The 11646-nt window shown below is 40.0% G+C and carries 12 protein-coding genes; 7 read left to right on the forward strand and 5 right to left on the reverse strand.

Translation table 11 applies throughout. The annotated features are described in order from the left end of the window. Positions 1-86: 86 nt before the first annotated feature. From MHI20_RS12395 to MHI20_RS12410, 4 genes are all read right to left on the reverse strand, one after another. On the reverse strand, positions 87-455 hold the full coding sequence (locus tag MHI20_RS12395) for a DUF1433 domain-containing protein (RefSeq protein WP_340938721.1): 369 nt from the start codon (positions 453-455) through the stop codon (positions 87-89). A 44-nt stretch (positions 456-499) separates the two neighbouring features. After that, positions 500-979 (reverse strand): DUF1433 domain-containing protein, encoded by a 480-nt coding sequence (locus MHI20_RS12400; protein ID WP_146271823.1) that lies wholly within the window; start codon positions 977-979, stop codon positions 500-502. An 81-nt stretch (positions 980-1060) separates the two neighbouring features. Then, positions 1061-1543 (reverse strand): DUF1433 domain-containing protein, encoded by a 483-nt coding sequence (locus MHI20_RS12405; protein ID WP_340938724.1) that lies wholly within the window; start codon positions 1541-1543, stop codon positions 1061-1063. A gap of 63 nt (positions 1544-1606) precedes the next feature. Continuing rightward, the gene (locus MHI20_RS12410) at positions 1607-2107 is read right to left on the reverse strand and encodes a DUF1433 domain-containing protein (RefSeq protein WP_041092634.1); all 501 of its coding nucleotides are present in this window, start codon (positions 2105-2107) and stop codon (positions 1607-1609) included. Between the two features lie 112 nt (positions 2108-2219). On the opposite strand from MHI20_RS12410, the gene MHI20_RS12415 reads away from it, so the two are divergent. From MHI20_RS12415 to MHI20_RS12425, 3 genes are all read left to right on the forward strand, one after another. Further along, the gene (locus MHI20_RS12415) at positions 2220-3707 is read left to right on the forward strand and encodes a lipase family protein (protein ID WP_445661734.1); all 1488 of its coding nucleotides are present in this window, start codon (positions 2220-2222) and stop codon (positions 3705-3707) included. Positions 3708-3719: 12 nt separating this feature from the next. Next, positions 3720-4130, forward strand: coding sequence for a hypothetical protein (locus tag MHI20_RS12420; protein WP_024720438.1), 411 nt, complete (start codon positions 3720-3722; stop codon positions 4128-4130). An 82-nt stretch (positions 4131-4212) separates the two neighbouring features. Then, positions 4213-5889 (forward strand): hypothetical protein, encoded by a 1677-nt coding sequence (locus MHI20_RS12425; protein ID WP_340938734.1) that lies wholly within the window; start codon positions 4213-4215, stop codon positions 5887-5889. 16 nt (positions 5890-5905) lie between these two features. Here the strand turns inward: MHI20_RS12425 and MHI20_RS12430 are convergent, their stop codons facing one another. After that, positions 5906-6805, reverse strand: a complete 900-nt coding sequence (locus MHI20_RS12430; RefSeq protein ID WP_335364428.1) for a LysR family transcriptional regulator — start codon at positions 6803-6805, stop codon at positions 5906-5908. A 171-nt stretch (positions 6806-6976) separates the two neighbouring features. Here MHI20_RS12430 and MHI20_RS12435 point away from each other — a divergent pair, with 171 nt between their 5' ends. The 4 genes from MHI20_RS12435 to MHI20_RS12450 all read left to right on the forward strand — a co-directional run bounded on the left by MHI20_RS12435 (position 6977) and on the right by MHI20_RS12450 (position 11638). Beyond that, positions 6977-7972 carry a LacI family DNA-binding transcriptional regulator gene (locus MHI20_RS12435; RefSeq protein WP_024720441.1) on the forward strand — a complete coding sequence of 332 codons (996 nt, stop codon included), beginning with the start codon at positions 6977-6979 and terminating at the stop codon, positions 7970-7972. Positions 7973-8144: 172 nt separating this feature from the next. After that, positions 8145-9410 (forward strand): extracellular solute-binding protein, encoded by a 1266-nt coding sequence (locus MHI20_RS12440; RefSeq protein ID WP_256688854.1) that lies wholly within the window; start codon positions 8145-8147, stop codon positions 9408-9410. 145 nt (positions 9411-9555) lie between these two features. Further along, complete coding sequence (locus MHI20_RS12445; protein ID WP_045033662.1) at positions 9556-10794, forward strand: carbohydrate ABC transporter permease; 1239 nt, start codon at positions 9556-9558, stop codon at positions 10792-10794. Between the two features lies 1 nt (position 10795). Next, the gene (locus MHI20_RS12450; protein ID WP_007497274.1) at positions 10796-11638 is read left to right on the forward strand and encodes a sugar ABC transporter permease; all 843 of its coding nucleotides are present in this window, start codon (positions 10796-10798) and stop codon (positions 11636-11638) included. The last annotated feature ends 8 nt before the right edge of the window (positions 11639-11646 follow it).

Consider the following 11646-nt stretch of genomic DNA (forward strand, 5'->3'; position numbering starts at 1 on the left):
CCCTTGTTTGTAAGTGTTGTTAGGGGAATGATAGCATATTACTTTGGTCATCGTTTTTTAAAGAACATACGGCTAACGGATATTTTTCACTCTTTTTCTCCAATGTCTCTCAGATACTGTTCACGTTCCTCCTTAGTAAAACTTTTAAGGTAATTTTCTTTCACTTCCGGCTCATCATTTATATATCCTCTAATTACGATGTAGCCCATTGGATCAATAGTTACCCTCTTCTTAAACGTTATGGTCTTAATAAAGTGATGGATGTCTTCTTTGCGTAAACATTCTTCTATTTTAGGCTTCATTTTTTCTGCGAGCTCTTCTGCTTTTTCTTGATCGCTCTTTTCTTTTACCACATCATTTGTTTTACTTTGCTTATTGTGCTGAGTGATTAACGAAGTCACTGAGACAATGATGATAACGACCAAAACAGATACAAGTTTTATTGTGTTTTTCATGTCTACCGTTGCCACCTTCTTAATAATGAAAAATTAACTTTTTGTTATTTATCCCCAATATCCTTGAGGTACTGTTCACGTTCTTTTTCAGAGAGTCTTTTAAGATAGTTTTCCTTTATTTCAGGCTCATCTTTATATTTATCCCAGTCTTTAAAGCGATATGATAAATCAGGAGAATGACTCATCGAACCTATTTCATTAGATTTGTATATTAATGATGCAGAAAAATGATATTTTTCTGCATCATTATTTATATATCCATCAACTGTGACATAACCCATAGGGCTTATAGATACATTTTTTTTAAATGTGATGGTTTTAATAAAATTGTGAATATCTTTTTCATGTAAATATTCTTCAATTTTTGGTTTCATCTTTTCTGCGAATTCTTCGGCCTTTTCTTGATCGCTTTTCTCTTGCACTACTTCATCTGAAAAACTCTGATGAATGTACTCTACAACAAACACAGTTACGGAGATGACGGCGACCACAATTATGATAGAAAATTTCATGATATTTTTCATAAAAAGCAAAACTCCTTGATGAACTTTAATCAGCTGACTATTGAATTTGACAAAATAAAAACAGGTAGGCTAGTACCTGTTTTACTCTTTTTCTCTAATGTCTCTCAGATACTGTTCACGTTCCTCCTTAGTAAAACTTTTAAGGTAATTTTCTTTCACTTCCGGCTCATCTTTATATTCTTCCCAATCTATAAAGCGGTCTGATAAATCAGGGTCATAACTCATTGAACCGATTTTTTTAGCTCTATATTGTAAAGAAGCTGAGAAACCGTACTTTTCCGGTTCATCATTTACATAACCATCAATCGTAATATCTCCCATTGGGTTAATGGTCACATCTTTTTCAAACGTGATGGTTTTGATAAAGTTATGAATATCTCTTTTGTGTAAGTGCTCTTCAATCTTGGGTTTCATCTTCTCTACAAGTTCTTCTGCTTTTGCTTGATCACTCTTTTCCTTGACCGCATTATTAGATTGAATATGCTTAACCTGAACGATTAACGAAGTCACTGCGACAAGGATGACTACAAACAATACAGATAAAAGCTTTATTGTGTTTTTCATGTCTACCGTTGCCACCTTCTTAATAATAAAAAATAAAAAACAGGTAGGTGATTACCTGTTTTATTATTTTTCTCCAATATCTTTAAGATACTGTTCACGTTCTTTTTCGGAAAGTCTTTTAAGATAGTTTTCCTTTAGTTCAGGTTCATCTTTGAATTTATCCCAGTCTTTAAATCGATAAGATAATTCAGGAGAAAAAGTCATGGTACCTACTTCCTTAGATCGATATTCTAATGATGCAGAGAAGTCATACTTTTCTGGGTTACCATTAATATACCCTCTAATTATTATATAACCCATTGGATTAACATTTACTCCCTTATCGAACGTAATGGTTTTAATAAAGTTGTGAATATCTATTTTATGCAAACGTTCTTCTACTTTCGGTTTCATTTCTTCTGCGAATTCTTTTGCTTGTTCTAAATCGTTCTTCTCTTTCACGATTGTTTCACCTTCTGATTCATTCAATTTTTTTTCTTTATCTTTTTGAAAAACAAGTGATAATACTAGAATAAAAACGATAGTAATCAAAACAATCAGTACAACCTTAAATGTCTTTTTCACAAAAAATATCCCACCTTTTAAATATTCAATCGATAGGTTTTTATACCTTTTTTTATAGATATTTACCATACAATATCTTATAATATACATGATAATTATTACAGGAGTGTAAATGTTGGCCAAAAAATATGCAATTAATCAACTTAGCGATAAAGAATATAATGAAATATCATCAGCCTCTTATGATATCTTCAACTATGAAAATTCTAAAGATATACACTTGAAAAATGGTAAAATAATGTATGTTGTTGACCACCAAGAAACAAAAAAAGGGCTTAACTCACTAACCCTTGTATCAGAAGAAGATTTCGAGCGCTCCGATGGCGGAAAAGACCTCACCAAAATCAAAAACGCCGTCATCGCCTACCGCGGCTCAGAACCGATTGGCGCAGGCCAATATAAAGATACCATTAAAAAACATGGAAAAAAAGAGTCAGATGATCTTCTTTCTACCATTTTGACAAAGCTGCCTCCTTTTAGCCAGTCAGAGACGTCAAAGGAAGTGACGACGAAGATGACGACAGGGACAACGACCTATACAAATGAGATTGTACAAGATTGGTTGATTTCAGATACGAAGTATTTGATTAAAAATATCCCTTTTGAACACGGCGCAGAGAATCAAATGGTGCAAGCGGACCAGTATGCAAAAGAGATCCATAAGAAAATGCCGAATGCGAAGATGTATGTGACAGGGCATTCACTTGGCGGGTCAAATGCTTCTTATGTTCTTGTCAAAAATGATTTTATTCAAGGCGGGGTCACCTTTGAGAATCCGAATATTTACCCAAATCTATCGGATGGTCTGCAAGCCAAAGCATTAAAAGGTGATTACCGTAGTAGATTAACAGAATATATCAATCTCAATGACGGGCTATCTCTCTTAAATCGTCATACGACAGAAATCGGTCGTGTGAAAGTGATGTATGATGCCGCTTTACCTGAAGGCGTCGATTACACTGAGGACTCCTCAAAGGCCGTCCAATTTATGAAAAATCTCCTCAATCGGGCAATGAGTGTGAACCCTTCACTTGATGCGAATTTATTTCTTGAAGCCCTCGCCGGCAGCCATGGCTTAGACCGGTATTCCTTTTCGTCAGATGGCTCCGTTCAAACCATTGATGATATGTTGAGAAAAAACCCTTCTCTCACTGCCGCCATGTTACATCAATTGAGCCAATCAAATGTCCATCCGCAAAGTGTGGTAGCGATTTTAATCAAGTCGCATGTTCTCATGAACACAGGTCGTAAATTCTCTACATATGCCGAGCACCATATGCAGCAAATCATTCGTAAAATTGAGAAACTCGATGACAAAGTGGATCAATCGGTGGAACGCGTCCGTTCAAGATACAAACAAATTGTCGGTTTTGGCTCGTATGACCAGCTGACGGCTTCAGATGTGGATGCTGTGATTCGCCACTTAAAAACAGAGGGTCTTGAAAATGAGTTCTATTCGGTCAAAAAGTATGATGCAGCGATTGATCATGCGATGGATATGAAAAGGTGGATGGACTCAATATCAGATGATATGAGCCAGCTAGGAAAACAATACCACGATGCAGATACAACCCTTGCCAAGAATATGGGTATTTCTTAAGGAGTACGACAAATGGAATTTTCAAAGAAACAACCAACAGACGCAGATCGTTTTTTGCAGAGAGTGACAGATACGCATACATCTAGCTCCATCTTCTCTCAAGCAAACTTTAACACGGAAGATATGACACCAGCAGAGCTGGCTGCTTTGAAGGCAAAGATCAAAGAAGAACAGAAAACAGCGCTGATCAGAGCCATCCGGCATCAACTTCAAAATGAATTTGCAGAGGATCGCCAAGAAGCCAAAAAAATAGTAGATCTGATTGATGACCTTCTGATTAACGTGTACAAACATCAAAGGAACATCCAAACCCATATGTCAGGTGAAGCCATTGACGCGTTAATCGAAAAAATCGAAAAAAGACTCACATTTTTTGAGCTGAAAGAAGATGTTCAATCAGCCATTGATTCGATCGGCATTTAAATGAACCTGCCATCCGGTGAATCTTTTCCCCGTCTCACTCGTATATACTAAAAGAGTGATTGATTTGAAAGGAGTTCTGTTTGTGGGATATATGTTGTTATTTTCGGTTGTGATCGGTCTTGTCCTGACCCTTTTGCTCACACCACTCAGGTTAATCGTTAGAAAGAAAGGGACTGAACAACAGGTGCCGCTTATGTGGATTGCGGGACTGGCACTGCTGTTTATCATCGGGATTTTCGGCTTCTACTACATCACCAATTTAGACCGCAACCCATCATCACTGTGGCTCATTGGACTTGTTGTGACAGCAGCAGGTGCCTTTTTATCAGTGGGATTGGAGCGGAAGATCAAAGGCGTATTATTTCTCATTTTATTGCTGCTCGGTGTTTATATGGCAACCGCTTTTCTATTCAATGCAAATGAGAAATTCGACGTGTCTAAAATGGAGCAAAAAGTCGAAATCAAAGCGTTCGATGAGACAGAAACACCTGCGAGTGTACCACCGCAATTTGCTCGCAATAAGATGAAGAAATCGTTCGGACAGGTGCCAAACACGAGTTACTACGAGCTTGGCAGCTTGCAAATTCAGAAGGTCAATGGTGAGTATGTGTATATCGCTCCCGTCGAGTTCTCCGATTTCTTTAAATGGATTCGTTCTGGTAGCACACCGGGTTACTTTACACTAAGTGCGACCGACTCATCTGCCAATCCAAAGTTTGTGAAAACCGAGATGGTCTATACGCCTTCTTCCTATTTCAATAAGGAAATTGAGCGGCATATCCGTCTTCAGTACCCAGATTTGATTTTCTATGGAGACACGCAACTCGAGATCAATGATGATGGCAAGCCTTATTACATCCAAACATTTGGAGATTTCATCTCTGCACGAAACGGGTTTAAAGCTTCCGGTGTAGTTGTTGTGGATGCCAAAACGGGTGAAACGAAGAAATATTCCTTAGACAAAGTACCAGCCTTTATTGATGGCGCTGTGTCACCAGAGGCCGTCAGTCTGCAAAATAGTTACTTCGGCAACTATGTACATGGTTTCTGGAACAGTATGTTTGGAAAATCAGATGTGAAGCTGTCTTCTGATGAGGGGACTGAAGCCAATGTAAGTCCGGTGTTTGATTCAAAAGGGGATATGTATTACTTCACAGATTTCACCAGTCCAAAAGAGGGCGTTGATTCCATGCTCGGGTATGCACTAACAAATGCCCGAACAGGAAAAGCCACGTATTATACGGGTAATCTTGAAGAATCCTACATGGATTCACAGGGAGCTTTGCAAATTATTGAGAAACGATTTATCGAGAAGAAATGGAAGGGCCGCATGCCGATTCTTTATAATTTCTACGGGGAAGCCAGCTGGCTTACACCTGTTCTCGATTCAAACGGGTTCCTGCAAAACTACTTTATTGTTTCGGCAGCCAATCCTGAAATCGCCGCATACGCTTCTACACCAAATGAAGCACTAAGAGCCTATAAAACTGCTCTTCAAAAAGGCGGCGGTACAGTCAATAGTTCATCAAAGCAAGAAAAGAAAGAGTCGACAGGCAAAGTGAAGAGGGTGTATAAGGAAAAGACCGGTGATTATACAACCGTCACCTTCTTACTAGACGATGGGAAAAACTACACCATGTCATCTGAAAAAGAGCCTCTTATTATTTATTTAAAAGAAGGCGATCAAGTCAACATGAAGTACACAGATACAGGTGAGATTTTCCTCCCAGTCGATGAAATCAACATCAAAGGATTATAAAAAAAAGACGTTTCTCCTACTGCGGAGAAGCGTCTTTTTTCTCTTTTCTCAACAACTCAACAAGCAATTCCTTATTTTTATTCCCACCTGTCATCGGGGATTCGACAGAGGAAAATGTCCGTTTAAAGTCCATTCCCCTCACAGAAATGACAGCCAATTCCCCGCCAATGCTGCCCCGCTGGAGGACATATTTAGATAAAACAGATAGCCCCATTCCATGAATGACAGCTTCTTTTATCGCTTGATTGCTGCTAAACGTCACAAAGGTCCGCGCTTTCAGTCCATTTGATTTCAGGACGTGCTGTAAGTATTCTCCTGTCCCAGATCCTTCTTCTCTTGTGATCCATGTTTCATTTTGCAATTGATCAATGGTGACATCCTTTTTCTTTGCAAACGGATGGTCTAATGGGGCAACGATATACAGTTCATCCTCTAGGAACGTTTCTACAGAGAGTTCTTTGTCATTGGTTTGTCCTTCAATCAGTCCGATGTCGACATGGAACAACCGAACATGTCTAGCGATCGCCTCTGTATTATCAATGACTACTTCAATATCAACATGCGGATAGAGCTGATGAAATTGTGCCAAAATTTGCGGTAGCACATACTCCCCAATGGTAAAACTCGCTCCAATCGTGAGCTTCCCTCGTGCCAGATGATGATGCTCATAAATATCCTGCTTCGCCTGTTCATATAAACGAATGATTTGTTTTGATCGATGGTACAGCATATCCCCAGTTGGCGTCACCGTTAATTGCTTTGGCGAACGATTGAGCAGAACCGTCTGAAATTCCTGCTCCAAGTTCTTAATGTGAAGACTGACACTCGGTTGAGAAATCCGCAGCTTCTGGGCTGCTTTTGTAAAGTTTTTCTCCTCCACAACTGTCACAAATGTCTTCAGTGCATCATAATACATCTGTCCCTCTCCTATCAGAAATCTTAATCCTACATCTTCAATACATATATCTTACTAATTCCTTTCCAACTCGTAAAGAACAGCCTAAACCAATCAATTTAATAAAAATATTTACTAATTTTTTTAAAGACTCTATACTGAAAGGAGATATTTTCTATAGGAGGTGCTGACTTGGCAGCTAAAATAAAGGACATTGCGGAAAAAGCCGGATTATCCATCGCCACCGTGTCTCGCGTACTGAACCAAGATCCCAATCTATCGGTTACGGATCAAACACGTGAGAGAGTATACGCGGCAGCAGAAGCCTTGTCCTATCAAAAAAAGACATTCAAACATTCACTAAAAAAAATTGCCTTTCTCTATTGGATGACCGAAAAAGAAGAGCTTGAAGATATTTATTTCAAATCCATTCGTCTAGGCATTGAGGAACTCACCAATACCAGAAGCTTAAATGTTACCGCTTACAACCCATCTGATGGTCTTCAATCGATTGATCCTTCTACAGAAGGCATCATCGCCATCGGTCGATTTAAAAAAACTGAGCTTGATCAATTATATGCGATCACAAAACATATCGTCTTTATTGATACATCACCAGATGAAGACCGCTTTGATTCTGTGAAACCAAACCTGAAACGAATTGTAGAAAAGATTATCGATTCTTTTATCGAAAAACAGCACACATCCATCGGATTTATTGGCGGGACAGATCTTGATCTCAATACAAATAGGCGGATTCCAGATATTCGTGAAACGACCTTCCGCCAGTACATGACAGCACACAACAAACTGGATGAACAATTGGTCTATATCGGTCACCACTTCTCTGTAGATGAAGGCTATTCATTGATGATGAAGGCGATCGACGAGCTCGGCGATCACCTGCCAACCGCTTTTTGTGTCGCAAGTGATCCTCTTGCGATAGGCTGTTTACAAGCATTAAATGAACGCGGTTTTTCTTTACCAAATCGAGTGAGTGTCTTTAGTATCAACGATATTCACGTCTCTCAATATGTGTCACCACCGCTCACAACTTATCACATCCATACCTCTTTACTTTGCGAAACAGCTGTCGATTTACTTTTAGAAAGACTTGTTGATGGCAGAACATTACCAAAAACCGTGCTGATTGCCTCAGAACCTGTCTTTCGGAAAAGCACGATATAAACAGCTGGAAGGCCTGCCGTATATGGTGGGCTTCTTTTCTCTTTATTTCAGTAAAAAATTTTACTTAATAAATTTAATAAAATGTGTTTACTTTTTTTACTCAAGTTGATATTCTCACATTAAGAAAGCGTTTTCTTATCATCTGTGAAAAAAGAACGAGAGGGGATTACGAATGAAAAAGGGAAAATGGGCGACATTATCGGCAGTCGTTGGTACTGCTGTGCTGCTGCTGTCAGCATGCGGACCAGGAGATGACAATTCAAGCGGTACACAGCCGGCATCTACAGGTACAAAGACCTTGCTAGTGTGGGAGGATGTCAAAAAGTCTGATGGGATTCAAGACGCCGTCAAAGAATTTGAAAAACAAAACGACGTGAAAGTCAAAGTAGTCGAAAAAGCATATGCCGACCAAATTGAAGCGCTTCGTCTTGATGGCGCAGCCGGCACTGGTCCAGATGTCATCACCATGCCTCACGACCAAATTGGATCAGCTGTCACAGAGGGATTGTTACAAGAAATCAAACCAGATCAAAAAGTGATCAATTCCTTCACAGACGAATCGATTCAATCACAAACGATAGATGGCAAGCTGTATGGCCTGCCAAAATCCGTTGAAACCACTGTGCTTTTCTATAACAAAGACCTTGTCAAAAAGGCACCAACGACACTCGATGGCTGGTATGACCTTTCGAAAAAGCTGACAAAGGACGGGAAATACGGTTTTGTTGCGAAGTGGGATGAAATTTACTACGCAGAAAGTGTATTAGGCGGTTCAGGTGGCTATATTTTCAAACAGAAAAACGATGGTTCTTATGACGTCAATGATATTGGTCTTAATAACGATGGTGCCATCGAAGGCGGAAAATACATTCAGACATTCTTTAGCGAAGGACTCTTCCCGAAAGGCATCATTGGTGAGCAAGGAATCAATGTCCTCAATTCCTTATTCACTGAGAAAAAGGCAGCGGCTGTGATTTCTGGTCCATGGTCATTTGGTCCTTATAAAGAAGCGGGTATCGACTATGGCGTGACGGAACTGCCAACACTCCCTAACGGAAAACATATGAGCTCGTTCTTAGGTGTAAAGAGCTACAACGTCTCCTCTTATTCTAAAAATAAAGAACTTGCCGAGAAATTTGTTGAGTTTATCACGAACGAAAAAAATTCGAAAAAGCGCTTTGAAGTAACAGAGGAAATTCCACCAGTGAAAAAGCTGATGAAAGACCCAGTCATTACTGAAAACGCTAATGCGGATGCTGTTTCAAAGCAAACGAAATATGCCACGCTGACACCGAACAATCCAGAGATGGCAGAGGTGTGGAAGCCGATTGACAGCGCATTAGGGCTGATTGCGACTGGCCGTACCGATGTGAAAAAGGCATTTGATGATGCGGTTAAACAAATCGACTCGCAAATTAAAGCGAATCACTCCAAATAAACATCAAGCGCAGGTAGCTGTTCATCTATCATGCTGCCTGCACTTGATCTAATTTCATATGAAGTAGGTGTTAAACGTGACGGGTAACCTTGAACTAGACCGCACACACATAGTGGAATCAAAGACACACCGGAGACGGGCGCTAATGTTCTCTCTTATACCCGGGATGGGGCAAATATACAACAAACAGTATGGCAAAGGGGCACTCTTTTTCCTGTTTGGCGTTTCTTTTCTACTTGTGTTTTATGATTTATTCAATATTGGCTTCTGGGGGCTGTTCACACTTGGTACGATGCTGCCTCGTGACAACTCTGTTTTCCTTTTAGCAAAAGGAATTATTGCACTTTTAACAGCTGGATTTGGCATCGGTTTTTATGTACTCATGATACGAGATGCATTTATGAACGGAAAGAAACGTGATCAAGGGGTTCCGCTTCATTCCATCCGTGCTCAATACCATCAGCTCATTGATCAAGGCTTTCCTTACTTAATGAGCACTCCTGCTTTCTTTTTACTTCTATTCTCTGTTGTCTTTCCTATTATGTTCAGCTTTGCGCTGGCCTTTACAAACTATGATTTATACCACTCGCCTCCTGCCAATCTCATTGATTGGGTAGGCATCAAAAACTTTCAAAATATCTTTTCAATCGATATTTGGAGAGACACATTCATTGATGTACTAGGCTGGACGGTCGTATGGACGTTGGCTGCATCGACCCTTCAATGTGCTGTCGGCATTTTCCTAGCGGTTCTGCTCAATCAAAAAGATTTAAAAGGAAAACGGTTTTTCAGAACGATTTTGATTCTGCCGTGGGCTGTTCCAGGATTTGTGACCATTTTGGTGTTTGCTGGATTGTTTAACGACACGTTTGGTGCGATCAACAATACCCTTTTTGCATCGATTGGAATTGATCCAAAACCATGGCTGACAGATCCATTTTGGAGCAAAATCGCTCTTATTGCGATGCAGACTTGGCTTGGTTTTCCTTTTGTGTTCATTATGACAACTGGCGTTTTGCAGGCCATTCCTGAAGATTTATACGAGGCTGCAACCATTGATGGGGCAAATTTCTTTCAGAAATTCCGTTCCATTACATTACCGCTTGTCCTCTATTCAATTGCACCTATATTAATCACGCAATATACGTTTAACTTTAACAACTTTAATATCATCTACTTATTTAATGGCGGAGGACCGCCTGTGGCTGGCTCAACTGCTGGGGGCACAGACATCTTGGTGTCTTGGATTTACAAACTGACGATGCAGTCTTCTCAATATGCACTCGCTGCCGCTGTTACGATCTTACTATCAATCTTCGTCATTGCCATTGCACTTTGGCAATTTAAGAGAACGAATTCATTCAAAGAGGAGGACATGATGTGATATGGGATCAAAACAAAATAAGCTCATTCGCCTGAGTATCACCTATTTCATCCTTTTCATTGCCTCCGTTTGTATTCTATATCCACTCCTTTGGACGATCGGCGCTTCCTTTAATCCTGGGAACAGCCTGATGAGCACAAGCATGTTTCCGAAGAATCCAACGTTCAGCCACTTTACAGAACTCTTCTTCGGTCAGGGAGCACTTTATGCAAAATGGTATTGGAACTCAATGAAAATCAGTATTGCGACTATGCTCTTAACGTTGATACTTGTCAGCTTTACAGGCTATGCCTTTTCTAGGTTCCGATTCAAAGGACGCAAAAATGGGCTAATGCTCTTTTTGCTGCTGCAAATGATTCCTCAATTTTCAGCGCTGATTGCCATATTTGTATTGGCTCAAATGCTTGGACTCATTAACAGCCACCTCGCATTGATTTTGATTTATGCAGGCGGACAAATTCCGATGAATACGTATTTAATGAAAGGCTATCTTGATGCGATTCCAAAGGATCTCGATGAATCAGCCAGAATGGATGGCGCAGGGCATTTCCGGATTTTCATCCAAATTATTATGCCGCTTGCCAAGCCGATTTTAGCCGTTGTTGCCATCAACTCATTTACAGGACCACTGGGTGATTTCATCATCTCCAGTGTCATTGTCCGCTCACCCGAAATGTATACGCTCCCAATCGGTCTATACAATCTTGTATCAGACAAAATGGGTGCCAGCTACACGACCTTTGCAGCAGGGGCTTTACTCATTGCGATTCCAGTTGCTTTATTGTTTCTTGTTTTACAAAAACAATTTGTATCCGGCCTCACACAAGGCGGGACAAAAGGATAAGGGGAGAT

The organism is Bacillus sp. FSL K6-1106 (assembly GCF_038005245.1).
Classification (GTDB): Bacteria; Bacillota; Bacilli; order Bacillales; family Bacillaceae; genus Bacillus; species Bacillus altitudinis.